Genomic DNA, 24,422 nt, shown 5'->3' on the forward strand with positions numbered 1-24,422 from the left:
GACTTAGACAATGGACAACCCACTGTAATTGACAAGACTGAACTGATGCGATTTGACAATATGACAATAGTATAGACTATCTAAGTTACAAATTTAGTTCCCATTCTGGCATCATAATGCCATAGTGTTGATACCATGCTAATCAGCAAAAAACTTGGTAAATTCTGGATTTTAGGCGAGTTAAAGGTGTCATAACTCTCTGCCGCACCATAAATCAACCCTTTAGCGCCACCACATTCATTTAAAGTTTTTTTGCCATTAGCCATTATTATTAAAATTTATTTCTCGATTATCAAGGGATTAATTTTTTTCCTGGAAGATTATTTATATAATTCTCCCCTTGTCAAATCACCCATGCTGTCCAAAGTTACTCAGCCCAGTAAAAAACTCACCGTCTAGTCAGTTTGCGATTTTTAACCATAAATATCTACCCATTACTCAGCCTCACTTAATAGTGATTCCTGAATTTAAAGTAACTACTAGCTTTGCCAGATTTTATCATAAGCCTCTAACAGTTTCGGAGCTTGATATTGCCACTCAAGGATCTTCTCCATTCTGCGTCGCCCCTCGGCTCCTATCTTTTCTCTACGTTCAGGAGAATCTAGAAGCTCTAAAATTTTCTCGGCAAATTCTACCTCATTATTAGGCTTGGCATAAAGAGATGCTTCCTGTGCAGAACGTCTTCCCTCTCGCAAATCAAACTGGACAATTGCTTTTCCCATTGCCATGTATTCGAGGATTTTATTCATGGTACAGTTTTCGTTATAAGCAGATGTTGGAGAGGGTTCTACACACACGTCGCAACTAGAAAGCCGCTCTAAAAGTTCCTCCCCTTGCTTAAACCCTGTAAATTCTACAAACTCACTCACTTCTAGCTCTTTAGATAAAACTTTAAGTTTTTCGGCTGCTGGTCCACTACCAATTAACATAAAGTGAATATCTTGGCGATCTTTTTTGCGGACAATGTAATATACCATTCTTAAGAGATAATCAATTCCCTCTGGTTCACCCATGACACCCATATACCCTATCAAGTAGTTCTTACCTCTACGGTAATTGAGATTTGGGGACATTCGGCAAAAACGGGAAAGGTCGGGTGCACTACGAACTACAAAGATTTTCTCCGGTTTCTTGTGCCCTCGGGTAAGAGCTACCTCTCGGTGCGACTCGTTCGTTGAAATTACTATATCTGCTGTGGCATAGGTCAAGCGTTCAGCCCAGCGTAATCCATGATAAAAAATATCCCGCCGTTGATACTTAGCTTCATACATCTCCGGACTGAGGTCATGATGATCGAAGATAACCCATGTGCCATAAAATAATTTAAACCATCCTGCTACTAAAAAAAGTAAATCCGGCGGATTACAAATATGGATGACATCAAAACCACGCTCTTGCCATACCCGTTGAGCTAGACGGAATTGCCAGTTAATTGCCCAACTATACTCTCGAAGATACCCAATGACAGAACTTTCTTCTGGTGGTAGAGGATGACGGTAGACGTGAATCTGCTCAATAACCTCGTAGTCTTTTTCAAAACCATTACCTGTGGGTGAAATTACAGTAACTTCATACCCAGCTTTTTGCAAAGTAGTTGCTTCCATCCATACCCGCCGATCAAAGGGAACTGGCAGATTTTCAACGATAATTAGTACTTTTCTAGGTAATGCCATAATCTCAATTCTTAATGAGTTTAGTAAAAGACTGACTTGTCAATTCTAAAATCTGCCTTTTTTGGGGAAATTTTAGTCATACCTGGCGAAACTGGACTCAATAACCTGCATATCTGCCTCTTTATAGCTTTCAGTCTTGCAATTGCTAGATGTTTACACTCACATTATTGATTATTTGAATTTAATAGTGAACGATATAAATCAAGAAAAGAAACCCAGTGATTTTTGATATCAAGAGCAAAAACACTTGTTCTCGCTTTAGAACCTAGAGAAAGCCTCAAAGCCTCATTTCCAATTAAAGACTTTATAGCATCTGATAACTGCTCAACATTACCTGAATTAACGATTAATCCATTTTCAGATTGAGTAACTATTTCAGGTATGCCTCCTACTGGTGTAACTATGACTGGTAACTCCCAAGCCATTGCTTCCAGCATTGCTAATGGAAGACCTTCGTTGTAAGAGGGCAACACAAAGACATCTGCTTTAGTTAAAAGAATATCACGTTCATCTGATCCTATCCAGCCAGGCAATTGTATATAATTTTCTAGATTTAAAGTCGTAACTAAATTACGTGCTTGTTCTATATCTCCATCTCCTGCCATAATCATACTTGATCTGGCTTTATATTCAGTAGGCAAAAAAGAAAAAGCTTTGATCAAATCAAATGCTCCTTTCCGTTGACCGATTCGTCCTAAAAAAAGTAAGTTTACTTTTTTAGAAACTGAACGGTCTGGAACTTCAGCAGGAATTTTAACTGGATTGTAAAAAACTACAACTTGTTCAGGTTTCAGACCAAGGTTTTCTATGTAGAAGCTTTTCCAGCTTTCAGATAATACAATTAAGCGTTGACACTTGCCAAATACCCAACTTAGTAATTTCTGGACCCATTTTGCAAGTCCAGCGTAGAAAAGATGAAATTGACTACCATGAGCATGTAAAATTATCGGCTTGTGAAATCCCCCAGCTAAAAGGATCATAATTGCTTGTCGGAAAATACTGCCGCGCTGTGAAATTTGAATTTGAACAATATCAACTTCTTCCTTTATTAACATCCATAAAAATTTCCATATAGCTTTCAAAAAAACCATGACTTTGAGTGCTATAGATCCTTCCTCATGAGTAATAATATGACATATTTGGACTTCAGAAGGAGCATCCGCCAAAAAAAGTTTTTCGTAACCGGAAATACCACCCTGCTGAAGTAAACTAGGACCTAGCATGATAATCTTGAGAGGATTAGTTCGACACATAAGCTGTAATTTTTTAATAATTTGGTCTATCTTTGATTAATGTATCAACGAAAGAATCACAAGTTATCGTTTGATTTATTTTCCCAGATTAAAAGCGCTGCCAAGCCTTTTCCTAAAACCGGGAAAGTCTATTGATTCTATTTTTAAAGATTGGCGCGTGTAGAAAGTTTGTTTGATAATATTGCTGATACATAAAGTATCCATTGCAGACTATTTTGCTCTAAGAATGTAGTTTCAGCAAGATTTGAAAGAATAATAACGGTAAAATAGACTAAGAGCCATAAACTTTCAGATGTTTGACTCCACCGGATTAAATATATTGCTTTTAATAAATTAATAACGAACCCAATTAAAAAAACCAAGAATCCTAGTAGACCCAACTGTAGCCAGAGATCCAGAAAACCATTGTGAGAATTAGGAGCATTCCATTGTATGGTTTGTTGAACAAGAGTAGACTCACTATTATTCTCTATCCAGAATGCTCCATAGCCATATCCTAGTAACGGTTTTTTCGCAATCATTTCCAACACAGCAGACCATATTTCTGAACGTCCAGTAAGTGTTGTGTCCTTACCTACTGAGCCTAAAATTGTATCCGCTTCTGATATAAACCAGGTATAAAAAGCTATCGCAATGGTTGATATGAAGGTCAAAATAGGTATCATTACTTTATACTTTAAATGTAAAATTCGATAATATATAACAACAGCTGCTGTAATGATTATAAAATTAAGTATAGATGTTGTTGATTTTGAGAAGAATATAAGTATTCCAGAAGTAACATAGCCAAGCCATGAAACCCAGCGATTTTCTTGATTAGTCATGGCTTGGAAGAAAAATATTGCTGCACTCAACACAAATGTCTCGCCAAGAACATTCTTGCTTGGGTATATTCCTCGCCAACCAGCTCCATCAACATCGTTTCCAAGACCATATTGTGGTAAAAATATAACAAATAAGAAGCACATTACTGCTGAGATGCCAAACATGTATGCACATAACTTCAGTTGCTCCTTTAAGGTGTAGCGTGAAGCTAAATAAAGTCCAAAGATAGTTGTTGCTGCCAGAGCAAAAACGCGACGTACAGTAGTGTCTGGGTCTAAAGACCAAAAACTAGAAAGTGCACAAACTCCAATCAATGCCCAAATAAACTTATCTCTGCTAAAAACGTAAGTAACCTTCTTCCAGCGTAAAGCAATTAACGAAAAGCTAACTATATATGTAAAAGTAAAAAAGAATCGAAATATAGTTCTATCAGTGTCTTTTACGGTAAAGCCATCCGTCAGAAGAGGGATTAGCGGAGTTCCTGAATAGATCATCAAGCAAGTTACTGTAAGTATTTGTTCGGCAGAAATTAAAAATTTCCTCATTTTTTATGATTATGTATACATATAGAAAACAGATTAAGCAAGTCAGGGATTCGTGGTTGGTAGTCTAAGTTGATTTTGAGAAATACTTTGTTTATTAGATTTGTAATTATTATTTTCGTGAAATGCCATAATGAGTACAGCTGTATTAAAGTCTCATTTTTATGGTTTTTTGATAAACTTCCACAGTTTGACCAGCAATATTTGACCAATTTAAATCTTGCTGAGAGCGAGCTAGTGCCGCTGTTTGCATACCTTGTTGCAAGTTGCGATCCTTTAGCAAACAAATGATAGCATCAGCTAGAGCTGAAACGTCACGGGGTGGAACTAATAACCCATCTTTTTTATGCTGAACTATCTCACTCAATCCCCCCACCTCAGAAGCTACAACCAGCGTTCCCATTCCATAAGACAAAGCTGCCACACCACTTTGAGACGCTTCGATATATGGCAGAACTGTTGCCGTGCTGCGTTTAAATAGATTACCTACTTCTTCAAGGGGGATAAAGTCATTGATAATCTTGTAGCGTTTATCATCATAACCATTAGGGAAATATTGCTTTATGTTTTCTCCCTTTCCAGCAATAATCAGCTTGACTTCAGGTATACATTCAGCAATTAAGGGCATAGCTTCAAGCAAATATTTCAATCCCTTATAGGGCAAGATACGTCCAAAAAATAGCAAGGTACATGGCTCACGAGCTTGAATATTTTGACTACTTCGACGCTGATACAAACTACCAAGTTCCCCATGAGGTAAAACATTGACTCGCTCTTCAGGGATACGAAATTGCTCAATTAGAATCTTTTTTAGTTGATTAGTATGGACAATCAATTGTTGGGAACGGTAGAAGCCAATACGTCTGGTATACTCGGAACCAAATGCAGTGCTGTTATCCCCTGGGTGACGGAATATATCGTGGATAGTTGTTACTAATGGTGGCATTTTGTTGAGTAACAAAGTCCAATCGTACCAAGGATCGTTAGTTTCTTGCACATGTAAAACATCTGGCTGTATGTTTTTGATGATATGCATCATAGTGCCCATAGACAATAGGTTGCGCGGGTCGCGAATCCGTGGTTTTTTAAAGCTAACGACGCGGATATTGGAATCAAGAACCTTGCTACAGACATCTGAGATTTTTTCTGGATGAATTAGCGTTAAATCAACATATTTAACCAAACTGTTTGCTAATTCGATAGTGTAGTCTTCAAAGCCAAAATGTAATAGAGCAACCTTAATCATAATTAAAATTATATTCTCATTTAAATTATTTCTTTAATCAACAAATTTAGATGTATTACTAGCAGGATTTTTTATTAAACAATTTACTAAACTATTAAAAGTTTTATCCACAAAAAATGAAACCCACTAAACGCACGAATACCTAGATAACTCACAAATAAACCATAGGCACAAATTACAATAATTAGAGTGAACATAAAATCTAAGCTAGTTTTTTGCAATAACGACGAACACAAGTAGCATTAAAATGCTTATCATTAAGGGTCTGATCATAATTCGCCATAAGTTTAATGAAAATAGGCGAGTATAGGTGAAATAAATAAACTGGCTAAAACCAAGAATAGTCATTAATAATACCATTAAAGCTGCATCAATTAACTTATATTGCGAAACTAATGCAACACCTCCCAAGCTTCCTAATGTAGTGCTAATAACTACTTTACGCAGGTTAATTATCTCAAAACCATATGTCATAACTTGACTTTTTCAGATATATATAGTTAGAAATTGTTCTAGCCGTTCTATACATACCTGGCTTTGTTTTTCCTTAGTAAGCACCTTCTTTTTTCAAAACTACCATAACTGTTTTGAGCAGAATTTCAAAGTCTAACCCAAGCGACCAATTTTCAATGTAGCTAAGATCAAGATTAATCACTTGTTCAAAATCTAAAATATCCGAGCGACCTGAGACTTGCCAAAGACCTGTAATACCAGGTAAAACTTCATGTCGGATAAAATGATGTTCAGAAAACTTATCAACATCTCTAGTAGGTAAAGGGCGAGGTCCTACTATACTCATTTCTCCAAAGATAACATTAAAAAGTTGAGGTAATTCGTCTAAGCTGTAACGACGAAGAAATTTTCCAACACGGGTAATGCGAGGATCGTCTTTAATTTTAAAGATAATCCCATCTTTCGCTTCATTTAATGCTTCTAATTCTTTCTGTAAGTTTTCTGCATCAGACCTCATAGTTCTGAATTTCCATACTTTAAACTGTTGCCCATGTAAACCTATACGGGTTTGCCTGTAAAATATTGTGCCGGGAGAGTCCAGTTTGATAGCTATAGCTATAGCTATATAAATAGGGAATGATAACATTACAAATAAAGCCGCGAAGCAAAAATCACAACTGCGCTTTATCCAAAAATCTTTACCTGTAATTATCGGACAATCCAAGCTTAGACAAGGCATTCCTCCTATTCTATTAAATTCTACATTCTTATAAATCGGTTTTAATTCCATTGGCAAAATATGCACTTGGATGCCAGATGCTTGAAATAACCAGCATAAAAACATTCTGTTTTTTAGAGCATCCCAAGATATAAAAACTTCTGTTACAGCTAATTGATTAAGTTGATTCAAGGTTTGCTGACGTTGATATCTGTCTAATGAATTAGCATTCGCCGTTCCAGATACGATGTAATGTTTTTCTTTTTTTATAAAACTAGCAATCAGTTCATGATCTTGAGGATCACAAATAATGAATACAGAAGAACGAACTATTTTTTTCTGCTTACGCAGATATTCAAGAGTAATATTTACAGCATATCTACCTGTACAAATAAATAATATACTTAGCACCCAAGATAATAAAATTAATCTTGGACGTGTAATATCAACAACTGGTTTATACAAAAAACAAACAAGAAGTATTAATCCATGAGCAAAAGTTAGTGATTTGATGATATTGAAATAGTCATAGCGTTTTTGACCTTCTCGATAAATACCTTGGACAGCTAGTGATCCTATTTGAATCCCAATAGTTATTAAAATCGGTAAATAATGACTCGGTATATACCAAGTAAAATGCCCATAAGAAGATTGATATCCAGTTAAAACCCAAGCTAAGGACAAAAGAGTATAGTCTACTAAAAACAATGTTGTTAATCTCAACCACCACGAACCCTTGCGTACCCGGACAAATGCAGATGCACGTAAATCCAAAGGCACTTCACTGAATTTATTTGTTGTAATGCTTTGATTACTCATAGTTAGGAACACTTAATGTAGTTATTTGATGGCAACTTATATAAGACAAGTAGGGTATCTCACATTTTTCTTTCAAAGAAACTTGGGCTTTGTAGTCTACTATTAACCATTTTGTTTGGAGTAACTTTAAGTTCTTAAGCAAAAGCATTTTCCAGGGTCGGTTTGAGTGCAGTTACTACCCAGATATTTAGCTTTTGTTGCAGGGTAAAATCCACTTTAGTCTGGAAATTTTGAGCTTTGATGCCAAAAAAAGGATTTGTTGGTGAGTTAACTTAATATGTTGAATAAAATTCCTAACCTTAATAATCAAGTAGGTCAGGTATAAATATTAGGATTTTTAAGGTGCGTAATAGTCGAACTGAATTACTACAGTTCCATTGCAGAGTTGCACTTCTATGAAACAATAATAATGATATTCCTTTCTAAATTACTGTAGCATGTTTAGCTAGACTAATTTAGCCTTGCTTAGAAGTTCTCTGTTTATTTACGCATAATTACTGATTAACAAAACTTACAAACATAACTTATAACAAAATGCATCAAAAATTTGATTATTGTTACAAAACTTTATATATCGAATATTGTGGTTATTGGGTCAGTCTCATGGGCATCGCTAGACAATTGGTCACAGATTAATGAAAATAAATTTTAATAACTGGAAATAATATCAACAAGGCTTTAGGTTATATTCTTCTCTAAATTTACATCTTTAAATTTTGTAAAGTAAGTTTGCCTGGATTGGGAATAGCAGTAAAAATGCTAGTGCTAGTGTTTGCTAAGCCACATCGAAAGGGTTAGTAACGCAAGGTGGAACTCAAAATAAATACAGTCAGCAAAAAATAGGAAAGATTATGAAACCATATAAGCCAACCATATTCAATAAGACAGCGAAAATTTTGGCACGTCCACTAAGTATGCAGGAATTCAACAGGCACACACTTTAGTCATCGCTGGATCTAAAGATGCTCTGAATTTGTCAATTATGATGCAAGCGCGGGTGCTGAATCCCCAGATTCGGATTATCAACCGTTTTTATAATACAAATTTAGGGGAGCGCCTAGATCAAAGTTTGCCAGACCACTTGAGTATGAGTGTTGTCGGATTAGCAGCAGCCGTATTCACCTTTGCAGCGCTGGGAAACCGAGCGATCGGACAAATCAAATGATTTGAGCAAACTTAGCCAATTCACGAAGAATACATCGATCAAAACCACTTCTGAAAGGGTCGAAAGCTGAGTGAATTGTGGGAAGACCGATCGCGGATGCTAATGCAAGACTAACCATATTGAACGTTTTAACAATACAATGCGTCAAAGAATTTCTCGTTTGGTTAGAAAGACTTTATCCTTCTCTAAAAAGTTAGATAATCATATTGGTGCTATCTGGTATTTTATTCACCATTATAATTCTTGTTGTAGCGCCTAAATTTCTTATCACTACATATTTACCACTACCGCATTTTGAACCGTTCTAATCTTGAACTATCAAAAATTGAGGGATTGGGCACGGTGGCATCACCATAAAAAATTAACATTGGATTTGCTTGCTAGCAAGTCTTCGCTTGTAGCCAAAGGGCTTGAATGGGTGTTCGCTGCAAGAAAAAACTGAAGATTTTATTTGTATCTTACGTCACATTGACACATATGTTAAGTCCATGTGCAAAATTTTAGCTTCATATATGCTTTATGTATAGTGACATGAAACCCATCTGATGAGGGTTTCACTGAGTCGGCATAGTAGGAAAGCACAAATTAAAGATAACTATCTAAAGAAAGATGAACGAGGCTAAAAACCTCTTTTTTCCAGCCTCCTGCATTATTCCAATGACAACTTTTACACCAACCTACTTAATTATTTAAGCAAATCATAATTATAGCTTTACATTATTTTTACATATGAAGAAACATAATGAAGATTCGGTAATAATTATTTTTTCATTTAGTAAATTGTAATAAAAAAGGATAAAGTCTTTTCAGTGTTGTATTTAGTCTACCTAAGTACGTAAAAAATATTTGCCAAACAAAGGTAAAACCGCAAATCAAATGCTTTTGTCTGACTGGACTTTAACAATGCAATAGGGTATTTTTTGATTTTAATCTGACTTAAAAGTTTTAGTTAGAGAATAACGAATAAAAATATGGAAATTATTATGTTAAGTATAAATCGATTAGCTAGAGCTTTAAATACTAATAATCTTTGAAGATGCGTATAATTTGTCTGCGTTCAGCTTTGCCATTGCCATTCGCGCAGCGTCCCGCTCTTAAAGCAAGGTAGGCTTTGCTTGTATAACTTTAGACTTATATCTTGAGGGCGTTAATATGCAGCATTACATATAAATAATTTGCTATAAACACACCATACATACTAAATAAATAAAAAAAATGCTATTTCCTGATGGAGTTGATATCTAGAAAATGCAGATAAATAGCCAGACTTCAGAATATAAGCAAAATATTCCGTTAGATACCTTAAGTCAGATCATTAGCACTCAAGTTTTACAGGAATGGAATGAAACCCAAGCAGTTCATCATCACGATCTGTGCATCCATCAAATGTTTGAGATGCAAGTAGAGCGATCGCCCCAAGCCATTGCTGTAGTATTTGAAAATACACAACTTACTTATCGGCAGTTAAACCACCGGGCCAATCAACTAGCGCACTACCTACGCGCTTTAGGTGTTGGGCCTGAAGTACTTGTAGGCATTTGCCTAGAGCGCTCCTTGGAGATGATTATAGGACTGCTGGGAATTCTGAAAGCTGGAGGTGCTTATGTACCTTTAGACCCGGCATATCCTTCAGAGCGTTTAGCCTTCATTTTGGAAGACACGCAGACACCAGTATTGTTAACCCAAGAAAAATTTGTCAAGAATCTACCACCGCATGAAGCACAAGTAATTTGTCTGGACTCAAACTGGCAAGGGAATATCCGAAATAGTCAAGAAAATCCTGTAAATGAGACAACGGCTGATCATCTCATCTACGTAATCTATACATCAGGATCTACAGGACAGCCCAAGGGTGTAATGATCCCTCACCGGGGGATTTGCAATCAACTGTACTGGAAGCAGACAACTTTTGGATTAACTCAGGCTGACAAAGTTTTACTGACTATTTCTTTTAGCTTCGACCCTTCAGTGTGGCAGATATTCTGGCCATTGTGCTTCGGAGGGCAATTGATCATGGCTTGCCCTGGTGGACATCAAGACACTGCCTACCTTGTGAAGGTGATTACTGAGCAGCAAATCACAGTCCTGGCCTTAGTCCCTTCTATATTGCGTGTCTTATTGGAAGAGAAGGGAATTGAGAATTGCCGATTCATCAAGCATATTATCTGCGGTGGTGAAGCTTTACCTGGTGAACTCATAGAACGCTTTTTTGCTCAACTGAATTTGGACAATGTTCTCCATAATTGCTATGGTCCGACAGAAGCTTCCATTGATACCACTTTCTGGACTTGCCAGCGCGGCACTAATTACGCCATTGCTCCCATCGGTCGCCCGATTACTAATGCAGAGATTCACATCCTCGATGAAAATTTGCAGCCTGTGGCTTTTGGTGAATCAGGTGAACTGCACATTGGCGGTATTGGTTTAGCGCGAGCCTATCTTAACCGTCCAGAATTGACCATAGATAAGTTCATTTTCGACCCTTTTAGTTCTAAAAGAGGGGCATATCTTTACAAAACTGGGGATTTAGCACGTTATTTGAGCGATGGTAATATCGAGTTCCTTGGTCGTATTGACCACCAAGTGAAAATACGTGGCTTCCGAATTGAATTGGGAGAAATTGAAGCCATATTAGGTCAACATCCGGCCCTGACACAGACTCTAGTCATAGCTAGAGAGGATGTTACAGATGACAAGCAACTTGTGGCATATGTCGTTGCCAGTCCAGAGCAAATTCCTAGCCAGCTTGAATTACATCGCTTTTTGCAAGGTAAGCTGCCTGAATACATGGTGCCTGGTTTCTTTGTATTTTTGGACACCCTACCATTAAATGCCAACGGTAAAATAGACCGCCGCGCCTTGCCTGCACCGGATACATTTACTCTTAGGCTGTCAACTAACTTTGTTCCACCTCAGAATTCGACAGAAGAAGTCTTAGCTACCATCTGGGCGAAAGTTTTGCGTTTGCAACAAGTAGGCATCCACGACAATTTTTTTGAATTGGGAGGTCATTCACTGCTGGCCACTCAAGTGATGTCTCGGGTGCGCCAAGCCTTTGGGATAGAAATACCGTTGCAACTCTTATTTGAGAATCCCACGATCGCTACTTTAGCTCAAGCGTTCGCCCAAAATGAGAGTCAAAAAAATGATCCCCAAAATCAGACTATTCCCCAAATAGCCAACCGAGAGTCAGCCCCTTTATCCTTTGCCCAGCAACGAGTGTGGTTTTTGCAACAGTTGCAACCCAATAGCCGAGCATATATCCTCTCGAATGCACAGCGCTTAACGGGCAAGTTAAATGTGGGTGTATTACAACAGTCACTAGATGCGATCATTGTCCATCACCAGACACTGCGAACAAACTTTATTAAATCACTTGATGGTAGCCCCATACAAGTAATTGGCACGCCTCGTCCAGTGGAATTCAAAATAATTAAGGTAGCACCGGAGCAAGTGGAATGTCTCCTAAATCAAGAAGCGCAACGCCCCTTCAACTTAGAATCTGACTTGATGCTGAGAGCTACTTTGCTCCAGGTAGATGAACAGGAGCATATACTCTTGTTGGTCATGCACCACATCGCCTCAGATGGCTGGTCAATAGGCATTATCGAGCAGCAGTTAGCAGACGTTTATCAAGCCTTTTTGAGCGCTAAGCCTTCCCCTTTGGCAAAATTGCCCATTCAGTATGCAGATTTTGCTGTGTGGCAGCACCAATGGCTATCAGGTGAAATCCTCTCCAGCCAAATTAATTATTGGAAAACTCAGTTAGCAGGTGCTAATACTGTATTAGAATTACCAACCGACCGACCACGCCCACCAGTCCAAACTTACCAGGGATCAGTGCAATCCCTGATGCTACCCCAGAAGCTGAGTGCATCCCTAAAAGAACTCTCGCATCAGCAGGGTGTCACCCTATTCATGACATTGCTGGCGGCTTTTGGGATAATATTGCACCGTTACACTGGGCAAGAAGACATTCTCATCGGTTCTCCCATTGCTGGTCGCAACCAAGTTGAAACCGAAGGGTTAATTGGGTTCTTTGTCAATACCCTAGCTATACGCACTAACCTTTCAGGCAACCCAAGTTTCCAACAGTTACTTAGTCAAATTCGAGAAGTAACACTAGGAGCTTATGCCCACCAAGATCTGCCCTTCGAGAAGCTAGTAGAAGAACTACAGCCAGAACGAGATTTGAGCCACTCGCCGTTGTTTCAGGTAATGTTTGCCTTCCACAATACCCCAAGCGAACCCTGGGAACTTCCGGGATTGACCATTACCCCTCTAGAAGTCCATAATGATACCGCAAAGTTCGAGCTTACCCTCGATATTAAAGAAACTCCAGAGGGGATCAAAGGTGGAATTGAATACAATACAGACTTATTCGATACTACAACGATCGCTCGAATGCTAGGGCATTTCCAAACTTTACTTGAAGGTATCGTCGCCAACCCAGAACAGCATATTTCAAATTTACCTCTGTTAACAGCAGCCCAACAGCATCAGCTACTAATAGAGTGGAATAATACCCAAACTGACTACCCCAAAAATACCTGCATCCATCAGTTATTTGAAGCTCAAACCGAAAGAACTCCCAACGCCATTGCTGTAATCTTTGAGAATCAGCAACTAACTTACCAGCAACTCAATGATTCTGCTAATCAGCTAGCGCATTACCTGATATCACTGGGAGTCAAACCAGAGATGCCGGTGGGGATTTGTGTGGAGCGATCGCTAAATCTAATAGTTGGAATTTTAGGTATCCTGAAAGCAGGTGCAGCCTACGTACCCCTAGACCCGGCCTATCCCCAAGAGCGCTTGGCGTTCATGTTGCAAGACTCGCAAATTTCCATTTTATTAACCCAGCAACATTTATTAAAAACTCTTCCATCCTACCAAGCCCAAGTTATCTGTTTAGATAGTGACAGAGATTGCATCGCCGCACATCAGCAAAATTCGCCACAAAGCTACATTGATCCCGATAATTTAATTTACACAATTTATACTTCTGGCTCCACAGGAAAACCCAAAGGTGTACAAATTACCCATCGCAGCATCCTCAACTTCCTCACGGGGATGCAACAGCATCTACAATTAACCAACCTTGATAGTCTGTTGTCAGTTACTTCCCTATCTTTTGATATTGCGGTTTTAGAAATTTTTCTTCCCCTAACACTAGGAGCCAAGGTAATTTTAGTCAGTCGGGAAGTTACTACCAACGGTTTACAGTTATTGCAACAACTCAATAACTCTGCTGCAACTGTTATGCAAGCCACTCCTGTGACTTGGCAAATGTTACTAGAAGCGGGATGGAAAGGAAATACACAACTGAAAATTCTCTGTGGTGGTGAAGCCTTACCTGAAAATTTAGCTAACCACTTACGTCAAAGAGGTGCTGAAGTTTGGAACTTATACGGACCGACAGAGACAACTGTTTGGTCTACAATTCATCGAATTGAGCAGGAAGAAGCTTTAGTGAGCATTGGCCGTCCTATAGCCAACACCCAGATTTACATTTTAGATAAATATTTGCAACCCGTCCCTGTGGGTATTCCAGGACAACTATATATTGGTGGTGCAGGGTTATCACGGGGTTATTTCCATCAGCCTAAATTAACAACAGAAAAATTTATTCCTAATCCATTCAGTTGCGACTTTGAAAGCCGTCTTTACAAAACAGGTGACTTAGCCCGTTACCTAAGTGATGGTAATATCGAATATCTCGGTCGCCTCGATAATCAAGTAAAAATTCGCGGTTTCCGCATCGAACTTGGAGAAATTGAAGCTTTATTAGCACAACACCCCAATATACAGCAAACTGTCGTCACAGCTAGAGTTGATCATCCAGAAAACCAGCGACTAGTCGCCTACATCGTTCCTCACCCAGAACAGACACCAACCACAGATGAACTGCGCCACTTCCTCAAACAGAAACTGCCAGAATATATGGTGCCTAGTGCTTTCGTTTTTCTAGACACCCTACCCCTAACCCCCAACGGCAAAATCGACCGCCGCGCTTTACCAGCACCAGACTCAACAAGGCTTGATTCAGGAAACACCTATCTGGCTCCCCGTGATCAATTAGAATTCCAACTGACCAAAATTTGGGAACAAGTTCTGGGCATTCAGCCTATCGGTGTCAGGGACAACTTTTTTGAGCTAGGAGGACACTCCATATTAGCAGTAAAACTGTTTTGGCAAATTGAAAAGACATTTAGTAAAAATCTGCCTCTTGCGATTCTGTTCCAGTCAGGTACTGTAGAGGCTCTAGCCAAAATAATTTGCCAAGAAGAAGATATAGCAAGAAACTTGGCTTTAGTAAATACCTTAGACCAATCAAAATCTAGTTGGTCATCTCTGTTAGAAATTCAACCCAATGGTTCAAAACCACCTTTTTTCTGTATTCACGGACTGGGTGGAGAAGTCTTGTGTTTCCGTGAATTGGCGCTGCATCTGGGATCAGATCAACCATTCTACGCATTACAGCCACAAGGGCTAGATGGAAAACAGCCTTTGCATACGCGGATTGAAGACATGGCAACTCACTACATTCAAGAAATCCAGACGCTTCAGCCCAATGGCCCTTATTTTCTGGGAGGTTATTCTTTTGGGGGTATAGTTGCTTTCGAGATGGCTCAACAACTCCAAGAGCAAGGCGAACAAGTTGGTATTCTAGTTATGATTGATAGTTGTCGTCCAGGTTATAGCTGGCGGGCGTCATTTCTGAAGCGAGTTTTTTTGCATTTAAATAAAATTGTTCAACAAGGGCCTACCTACCTTTGGGAAATGGCTGTGAGATGGAGTTATTGGCGTAAGCGCCGTCTCCAAAATAGATATAACCGTTACTTGCAAGAAGTAGTTCATTTACTTGAAACTGACAAGCATTTAAAAATTATAGATGCTAACACTCAAGCCATCAGTGAATATATCTTTTCACCTTACCTTGGTCAAGCTATCCTCTTGCGAACAGAGGATCAAAGTCGGGACGAAGCTATAGGCATAGAATACGATCCTCAATTCGGTTGGGGCGACGTAGTTGCTGGAGAATTAGATGTCCATTACGTTCCCGGATCTCACCATGGCCTACTTAATGAGCCGCAGGTACAGGTGTTAGCCGAAACATTGAGAAATTGCTTAATCCAAGCGCAGTCTCTAAAGAATTAATTTGACAACCTGCTACCTTCGCAAAAGTAGTCAACCGCCCGATTAACAATTCGTAATTCGTCATTCGTAATTATTTGTTGATTCCTGGAAGAGTTGCTCAGTCTATAGGAGTAATTTTAGCGGTGATTAGAACACCCGCTCAAATCCCGTGGAAAATCTCCTGGCTACTCCTGACCGATTTAATAATCTGATAAATCTTGCTAGGATCACAGATTGAACAGAGGTAAATATTGTCGCACAGTCGGCTTGAATAACTATCGTTTTTAGATTTTAAGTTGGTAATACCAATTCTGTATGAAGATGCGCCAAACTACATGAGGAACGAACCGCAAAGACCGCATAGACACGAAGTGGCTTCCCGTAGGGTAGGACACAAAGAAAGAAAGAAATAAAAAGCCAAGAAAATTTGGCGCAGCCTCACAAAAAAATGGTATAGGCAATCCACAATTCACTGATGCTATATAGACGATTTGGACGCACAGAATTACAGATGCCAGTGTTTTCCTGCGGTGGCATGAGATATCAGTTTAAATGGGAGGATGTTCCTAATAATGAAATTCCTGCTGATAACCAGGCGAATCTAGAAGCGACTATTAGAAAGGCAGTTGAGGTTGGGATTAATCATGTTGAAACTGCCCGTGGTTATGGCACTTCCGAATTGCAATTGGGGAGAATATTGCCTACATTTCCGCGCGAAAAGTTGATTGTTCAGACCAAAGTCAACCCAACAGCAGATGCGAAAGAATTCCGTGAGAAATTTGAACAATCATTGAAAAATCTCCAACTAGATTATGTTGACCTTTTAGGGTTGCACGGCATCAATCATGCTGAGTCATTCGACTATAGTATCCGTCCTGGTGGCTGTTTGGAAGTAGCGCAGCAGTTGCAAGCTGAGGGAAAAGTTAGATTTATTGGCTTTTCTACACACGGATCAACAGATATGATTGTGCAGACAATTAATACCAATAAATTTGATTATGTCAATCTGCACTGGTATTACATTAATCAATGGAATTGGGAGGCAATTGAAGCAGCTAAACGCCATGATATGGGGGTGTTTATTATTAGCCCATCTGATAAAGGAGGTTTGTTATATAAACCTCCAGAAAAGTTAGTAAATCTTTGCGCCCCTTTGAGTCCAATGGTGTTTAATGATTTGTTTTGTTTGAGTCATCAAGAGGTGCATACCCTGAGTTTGGGAGCAGCAAATCCACAAGATTTTGATGAACACCTGAAGACTTTAGAATTAGTAAATCGGGCATCAGAAATTTTGCCACCAATTTTAGCAAGGTTGGAATCAGAAGCGATCGCTACTTTGGGAGAAGATTGGGTAAAATCCTGGCAGATAAATCTACCAACTTTTGACCAAACCCCTGGTGAGGTAAATATTCGGGTGATTTTGTGGCTGCGGAATCTAGCGATCGCCTACGATCTGTTAGACTACGCTAAGATGCGTTACAACCTGCTTGGCAATGCCAGCCACTGGTTCCCTGGTAACAAAGCTGATCGGTTAGAGGAATTAGACTTGCGGCAATGTCTCGCCCGTAATCCCCACGCCGATAAAATCCCCCAAGTTTTGGAACAAGCCCATCAGTTGTTAGCGGGTGAAGCGGTTAAACGTCTATCTAAGACTTGACAAATTGCATAAATAGGGCATTGGGCATGGGAAATAGTAAACAATAATTATCAATGCCCAATACAACTCTTGGAGAGGCTGCGCCCTAAGCGTAGCTATGCCGCAGGCTTTACGGCAACGCTCAGTACAAGTGCCTAATGCCCGATCCCCAATGCCCGATCCCCAACACTAATCAGATTTTGTTGTATCTAATGATTTATTTCCTTTCGGTACGACTAGCACCTTATCAACGCGGTTACCATCCATATCCATCACTTCAATTCGCATACTTTGCCATTCAAAATAATCTGCTGCGGCAGGAATACGACCTAAATTGGTGATCACAAAACCGCCCAAAGTTTGATAACTGCCGCGTTCCTCAGATTGCCACTCTTCCATACCGAAAAGTTCCAAAAAATCCTCTACAGGCAACATCCCATCCAAAAGCCAGGAACCATCTTCGCGTTGCACAGCTTGTGGTTGATCCTGTCCATCTGTTGAAGGAACATCACCCACGATTTCGCTCATGATGTCGTTGAGAGTGACTAATCCTTGAATCACGCCGTATTCATCGACTACTAGCGCCATATGAGTGATAGTTTGCTTGAACAATTCCAAAACTTTCAAACCACGGGTGCTTTCTGGCACGAATACTGGCTGTCGCAATCCCACTGTCAAGTCTAGCGGTTCTCCTCGGAAACTCCTGGCTAATAAGTCGGTAACTGGGATAACACCCAGCACATTGTCAAGTCCCCCCTGACAAACTGGATACCGAGAATAGGCACTATCAACCATTTTTTGGCGATTTTCTTCGGCAGAGTCTTCTAAGTCCAGCCAGACAATATCGGGACGGGGTGTCATTAAGTAGCTGACAGGGCGATCGCCTAGACGAAAGACTCGCTCCACCATATCCTGTTCGGCTTCCTCAAAGGTTCCCGCCTCGGTGCCTTGCTCAATTAAGATTTTAATTTCTTCTTCGGTGACTTGCGGCTCGGTAGAAGCTGTAATTCCCATTACTCGCAGGATCAAATCTGTAGAAGCGCTTAAAAGATAGACTACAGGAGAAGCGATCGCCGCCAAAGCTTGCATCGGAATAGCTACAATCGATGCAATCCTTTCTGGGTTATTTAATGCCAGACGCTTCGGTACCAATTCGCCAACAATCAGTGAGAAATAGGTAATGATCAAAACCACTATTCCGAAGGAGAGCGGGTCACTATAAGGTGCTAACAAGGGGACATGTTTTACATTGACTGCCACTCGGGTGGCAATTGTCGCTCCTCCAAAAGCACCAGTCAGGATACCGATTAAGGAAATACCCACTTGAACAGTTGACAGGAAATGATTTGGAGACTCAGCTAGTTTCAATGCTGCCTTTGCCTTGGGATCTCCTTGATTGGCAAGCTGCTGTAGCCTAACTTTCCGGGCTGAGACAATTGCCATCTCAGACATAGAAAATACACCGTTGGCAATAATTAGCACCAAAATGATTAAAATTTCAAAAGTGATGGAGGACATGTTTAAAATTGCTGCTTATCAGAGCGAACGTAGCTCAATTTTTAGTATCTAGTATTAAAGGTGCATCTATAAATGCTTTGACTGTACACAAAGTAGTAGTTATAGTTCTTAAGTCTATTAGTCGCTGTAGATTATTCTTCCACCGAAGGAATAAGAAGACTGTTAACACTTTTAAAATAGTTGACATAAACTGCTTCAAAATTTTCTGACCCACAAAGACTCCCACCGCAAGTAGTACTTATGTCATTTTCTTCTATTGTGCGTGCCTTAGCGCGATCGCCGCTCACCACGGAATTTATTTCTAAGCTAAACCGACAACAAGAATTGCGGTTAAATGGCATTCCCAGGCTGCCCAAGGCTCTGGTGGCTTCGGCATTAGCGCGGGCTACGGGCAAGGATTTGTTTGTAGTTTGCGCCACTCTGGAAGAAGCTGGACGCGTTTACGCACAACTTGAGGCAATGGGATGGCAAACAGTACATTTTTACCCCACCTCCGAGGCTTCTCCCTACGAACCTTTTGATCCGGAAACTGAAATGAGTTGGGGACAAATGCAGGTACTGGCAGATTTGAGCATGGGGCATGGGGAAGAAAACCAGATTCCTAATCCCTCACAATTACCCAAGATGGCGATTGTGGCTACCCAAGGAGCGTTGCAACCCCACTTACCACCACCAACAGTTTTTCAACAATTCTGTCTTACCCTGAAGCGGGGGATGGAATTAGACTTGAATAGCTTCAGTGAGAAAATAACGATTCTGGGGTACGAACGAGTCCCTTTGGTGGAAACGGAAGGACAGTGGAGCCGACGGGGCGATATTGTTGACGTGTTCCCAGTTTCATCTGAGTTTCCAGTCCGGCTGGAATGGTTTGGTGATGAAATCGAGCAAATGCGGGAATTTGACCCAGCAACTCAACGTTCAGCACTTGACAAAGTTGGCCAGTTAATTCTTACCCCCACTAGCTTTTCTCCCGTGGTGATGGCGGCACTCAAGAATAGTTCTGAGTTAGGAGTTAGGAGTTATGAGTTAAATTCTGACTCAGAACTTAGCACTCATAATTCATCACTCTTAGAGGGTAGTCGTCGCTTTTTAGGGTTAGCTTTCGAGCAACCAGCGTCTCTGCTAAACTACTTAGCAGAAAATACCTTGATTGCCATTGATGAGCCAGAACAGTGTCATGCTCATAGCGATCGCTGGGTGGAAAATGCTGAGGAACAGTGGATAATGGCGCATGGGGAAGAATCTACTCCCCTAACATTGCCGAAAATTCATCGGTCTTTTGATCAGTGTCTGGCTGACGTTGCCAAATTTAAAACATTATATTTATCGGAACTGTCAGAGGAAAATAGTGGAATTAATCTTGCCTGCCGACCTGTTCCAGTTACGCCGCACCAGTTTGCTAAACTAGCTGAAACAATCCGTCAAGAACGCGATCGCAATTTCTCTATCTGGCTGCTTTCTGCTCAACCTTCGCGTTCTGTCTCGCTATTACAAGAACATGACTGTCCGGCTCAGTTTATCCCGAATCCCCGCGACTACCAAGCGATAGATAAGCTGCAAATTAACCATACGCCCATAGCCCTAAAATATTCTGGTCTTGCCGAACTAGAAGGTTTTATCCTGCCTACATACCGATTAGTAATCGTTACAGATCGGGAATTTTTTGGGCAGCATTCCTTGGCAACTCCCGGCTATATTCGCAAGCGCCACAAAGCTACTTCTAAACAAGTTGATCCCAATAAACTGCGTCCAGGCGATTATGTGGTTCACAGAAATCATGGTGTTGGCAAATTTGTCAAGCTGGAAAGTTTGACGATTAATAACGAAACCCGTGATTATTTAGTGGTGCAATATGCTGACGGGTTACTCAGAGTCGCAGCCGATCAAGTAGGTGCTCTATCCCGGTTTCGCGCCGCAGGTGATAAAGCACCGGAACTGAATAGGATGAGCGGTAAAGCTTGGGAAAATACCAAGAATAAAGTCCGCAAAGCGATCAGAAAATTGGCGGTGGACTTGTTGAGACTGTATGCAGCGCGATCGCAACAACAAGGTTTTAGCTTCCCAGGCGATATGCCTTGGCAGGAAGAATTAGAAGATTCCTTCCCCTACCAACCCACAACGGATCAGCTCAAAGCTGTACAAGATGTGAAACGAGACATGGAAAGCGATCGCCCAATGGATCGCTTAGTTTGTGGCGATGTCGGTTTCGGGAAAACGGAAGTGGCGATTCGTGCTATTTTCAAAGCAGTCATCGCCGGTAAACAAGTGGCACTCCTTGCGCCAACGACTATTTTAACACAGCAGCATTACCATACACTCAAAGAACGTTTTGCTCCCTACCCGGTAAATGTCGGCTTACTCAACCGCTTTCGTTCTGCTGAAGAACGCCGCGATATTCAAAAGCGATTGGCAACGGGTGAATTAGATGTAGTAATTGGTACGCACCAACTTTTAGGTAAAGGCGTGATATTTCGGGATTTAGGACTGTTGGTGGTGGATGAAGAACAGCGATTTGGGGTAAACCAGAAAGAGAAAATTAAAAGCTTGAAAACTCAGGTGGACGTACTTACCCTCTCAGCCACTCCTATTCCCCGGACTTTGTATATGTCCTTATCGGGAATTCGGGAAATGAGTTTGATTACCACGCCACCCCCAACCAGACGCCCGATTAAAACCCATCTGTCACCGATTAATTCCGAAAGTATCCGCAGTGCAATTCGTCAAGAATTAGACAGAGGCGGACAGGTATTTTATGTAGTTCCACGAGTGGACGGAATTGAAGAGACAACAGCCAATTTACGAGAAGTGATACCGGGGGGTAGGTTTGCGATCGCTCACGGTCAAATGGATGAAAGCGAGTTAGAATCAACCATGCTCACCTTTAGTAATGGCGATGCAGACATCCTCGTTTGTACGACAATTATTGAATCTGGATTAGATATTCCGCGAGTAAACACCATTTTGATTGAAGATGCTCATCGTTTTGGATTGGCACAGTTGTATCAATTACGCGGTCGTGTGGGACGTGCAGGTATCCAAGCTCATGCTTGGTTATTTTATCCGAAGCAGCGGACATTATCTGATGCAGCCCGGCAACGTTTACGAGCAATTCAGGAATTTACTCAGCTAGGTTCTGGGTATCAACTGGCGATGCGCGATATGGAAATCAGAGGTGTAGGTAATTTGTTAGGTGCAGAACAATCCGGTCAAATGGATGCCATCGGCTTTGATTTATATATGGAAATGCTGGAAGAAGCAATTCGGGAAATCCGAGGCCAAGAAATTCCGAAAGTGGAGGATACCCAGATTGATCTCAACCTCACAGCATTTATCCCAGCAGATTACATTACTGATTTGGATCAAAAGATGAGTGCATACCGCGCAGTGGCGACAGCAAAATCTAAATCAGAATTAAAGCAGATTGCTGCCGAGTGGAGCGATCGCTATGGTAATTTACCAGTATCGGCGAATCAACTTTTGCGAGTCATGGAACTCAAACAGCTAGCGAAAAAACTTGGATTTAGCCGGATTAAACCAGAAAACAAGCAGCACGTCGTTTTAGAAACGCCGATGGAGGAACCAGCTTGGAATTTATTGGCGGCGAATTTACCAGAAAATCTCAAAACGCGCTTTGTGTATTCTCCTGGTAAAGTGACGGTGCGCGGTTTAGGAGTTTTTAAAGCAGATCAACAATTGCAGAATTTGATTGATGCTTTCGGGAGAATGCAGGGTGCGATTCCAGAGGCGGCCGTTGTTTGATTGCTAGTTTCACCTTATACCTCTTGTGACATTATTTAGTACAGTATGTATTACGTTGTTACTACAGTCGAAGGTTTACACCTAACGTGCGATTTTGTTGTTTACTCGGCTGCTTTGTATGCCTGTCAGCCAGATTACACACCTAGTCCCACAGGACTGCATGAAGTGTATCGTCAGCCATATGAATATCTTGGCATGATTCCATTCAAAGATTACGCTTTATTTAGCCCTATTTCAGCAATGGATAATTTGACTCTAGAGGCTATGGACAGTCTGAAAACTAAGAGACTTAAGGATTTCACTTGCATTGCTTTTGAAGCAAATTTTAATGATCAAGATTTAGCTTCAATCGGAAGTATAAAGAATAACGAAAAAATTTTACAGCAATTACTGGAACAGGGGGAAAGAATTATCGATGTAATTAGATTATTCCTCTTTAAACCTGGAAATAACACAAGTATCGGGCGTGTCGGGGCTGTTGGAAATGGGATTTCTGGCATGTGGATTGGTGATGATGGTCAACACGCAAAATTTATTGCTAGACAAGTTTCCCCTTATCAATTTGTTCAAAAACCAATGCGGGTAACACTTACAGATGTGCGAAAAATATATAACGACCCTGTATTCAAAGAGCTTTGTTCTGCTGCCTGCAATACTCTTGATAACTTTGATCCTTTGCTTAAACGAATTTTTCAGGGATTATTTGCATTTCGAGAAAGTCGAGAAATTCAAAATCAAGAGGCAAGATTTTTGAGGTTGGCTTCTCTGGCAGAACATCTAGCAAAAAAAGATGTAACTGAGCGTCTCCAGGGACTCGAATTACGAAATCGTATTGCTCAGATAGCACAATCAGGTTGGGACGAGAAAAGTGATGTATTTAATGTAGTGAAGGATTTGTGGAAGCACGTCAGAAATCCACTTACTCATTCAGTTGAGACATTCACTTCGATTGCTCGTGATCCAAAGCAAGACATACCAAACATGGAGAGGATTGTAATAGATATGCTGCAAGCAGTTGTTATTGCATGGCGTGATGAGCAATTTGGCACTGACGCATATACATCGCTGCTATCAGAGTAAAGTATGCTTCAGTAGCAAGCTCAAACTAAGTAAACTGCGGCACAAGAATGCATTGATTCTGACAGTTATAGGTTGGATTGACACCAGCAAACCCAACACTTCTATTCACACCCTACTACTTCTGCTATTGAGAGCGATCGCTATGGTACTTTACCAGTGCCTGCAAATCAACTTTTGCGAGTCATGGAACTCAAACAGCTAGCGAAAAAACTCAGATTTAGCCGGATTAAACCAGAAAACAAGCAGCACGTTATTTTAGAGACATCGATGCAGAAACCAGCTTAGAATTTGTTAGCGGCGAATTTACTAGAAAATCTCAAGACGCGCTTTGTCTATTATCCTGGTAAAGTTATGGTGCGCGGTTTAGGCAACAATTGCAGAATTTGATTGATACTTTTGGGAGAATGCAGGGTGCGATTCCAGAGGCAGGTATTGTTTAATCGGTGATGAGCAATAATTAGACCTCTAAATCCCAGTGGGGATATTATTGAAAGGTTAATGCTAAGGTGTGATCACTCAAGTAGCTGACACTTATTGACTATTCTGTAGTTGGAAAAGTGTTTTATAAGTGTGATTGCCCAAGTCACTGCAAGTT

At 40.4% G+C, this 24,422-nt stretch carries 11 protein-coding genes and 3 pseudogenes; 7 read left to right on the plus strand and 7 right to left on the minus strand.

From position 1 onward, the window contains the following. Nucleotides 1-80: 80 nt before the first annotated feature. From V7K49_RS30405 to V7K49_RS30430, 6 genes are all read right to left on the minus strand, one after another. Complete coding sequence (locus V7K49_RS30405) at nt 81-266, minus strand: hypothetical protein (RefSeq protein WP_335208948.1); 186 nt, start codon at nt 264-266, stop codon at nt 81-83. 213 nt (nt 267-479) lie between these two features. Beyond that, complete coding sequence (locus V7K49_RS30410; protein ID WP_335208949.1) at nt 480-1,673, minus strand: glycosyltransferase family 4 protein; 1,194 nt, start codon at nt 1,671-1,673, stop codon at nt 480-482. A gap of 164 nt (nt 1,674-1,837) precedes the next feature. Beyond that, entirely contained in the window at nt 1,838-2,896 is a 1,059-nt protein-coding gene (locus V7K49_RS30415) for a glycosyltransferase family 4 protein (protein ID WP_335208950.1), read from the minus strand. Nucleotides 2,897-3,069: 173 nt separating this feature from the next. Continuing rightward, nucleotides 3,070-4,296, minus strand: coding sequence for an O-antigen ligase family protein (locus tag V7K49_RS30420; RefSeq protein ID WP_334866311.1), 1,227 nt, complete (start codon nt 4,294-4,296; stop codon nt 3,070-3,072). A 145-nt stretch (nt 4,297-4,441) separates the two neighbouring features. Next, nucleotides 4,442-5,539, minus strand: a complete 1,098-nt coding sequence (locus V7K49_RS30425) for a glycosyltransferase family 4 protein (protein WP_335208953.1) — start codon at nt 5,537-5,539, stop codon at nt 4,442-4,444. Nucleotides 5,540-6,086: 547 nt separating this feature from the next. Then, nucleotides 6,087-7,529: a sugar transferase gene (locus V7K49_RS30430; protein WP_334866307.1), complete on the minus strand. Its 1,443-nt coding sequence runs from the start codon at nt 7,527-7,529 to the stop codon at nt 6,087-6,089. A 916-nt stretch (nt 7,530-8,445) separates the two neighbouring features. Here V7K49_RS30430 and V7K49_RS30435 point away from each other — a divergent pair. From V7K49_RS30435 to V7K49_RS30450, 4 genes and pseudogenes are all read left to right on the plus strand, one after another. After that, nucleotides 8,446-8,745: pseudogene (locus V7K49_RS30435) on the plus strand (NAD-binding protein); the annotation flags it as partial. Between the two features lie 55 nt (nt 8,746-8,800). Then, nucleotides 8,801-8,953, plus strand: a pseudogene (locus V7K49_RS30440) (IS1 family transposase); the annotation flags it as partial. Between the two features lie 989 nt (nt 8,954-9,942). Further along, on the plus strand, nt 9,943-15,855 hold the full coding sequence (locus V7K49_RS30445; protein ID WP_335208954.1) for an amino acid adenylation domain-containing protein: 5,913 nt from the start codon (nt 9,943-9,945) through the stop codon (nt 15,853-15,855). A gap of 454 nt (nt 15,856-16,309) precedes the next feature. Then, entirely contained in the window at nt 16,310-17,491 is a 1,182-nt protein-coding gene (locus V7K49_RS30450) for an aldo/keto reductase (protein WP_335208956.1), read from the plus strand. 168 nt (nt 17,492-17,659) lie between these two features. On the opposite strand, the gene V7K49_RS30455 is transcribed toward V7K49_RS30450, so the two are convergent. Next, complete coding sequence (locus tag V7K49_RS30455; protein ID WP_335208957.1) at nt 17,660-18,988, minus strand: hemolysin family protein; 1,329 nt, start codon at nt 18,986-18,988, stop codon at nt 17,660-17,662. 240 nt (nt 18,989-19,228) lie between these two features. Here V7K49_RS30455 and mfd point away from each other — a divergent pair, with 240 nt between their 5' ends. The 3 genes and pseudogenes from mfd to V7K49_RS30470 form a co-directional block, all read left to right on the plus strand. After that, entirely contained in the window at nt 19,229-22,747 is a 3,519-nt protein-coding gene (mfd, locus tag V7K49_RS30460) for a transcription-repair coupling factor (RefSeq protein WP_335208959.1), read from the plus strand. 165 nt (nt 22,748-22,912) lie between these two features. Continuing rightward, nucleotides 22,913-23,827 (plus strand): hypothetical protein, encoded by a 915-nt coding sequence (locus V7K49_RS30465; RefSeq protein WP_335208961.1) that lies wholly within the window; start codon nt 22,913-22,915, stop codon nt 23,825-23,827. Between the two features lie 132 nt (nt 23,828-23,959). Continuing rightward, nucleotides 23,960-24,267 (plus strand): annotated as a pseudogene (locus V7K49_RS30470) (TRCF domain-containing protein); the annotation flags it as partial. Nucleotides 24,268-24,422: the final 155 nt, after the last annotated feature.

The sequence above is a fragment of the Nostoc sp. genome (genome assembly GCF_036919675.1).
GTDB lineage: Bacteria > Cyanobacteriota > Cyanobacteriia > Cyanobacteriales > Nostocaceae > Nostoc.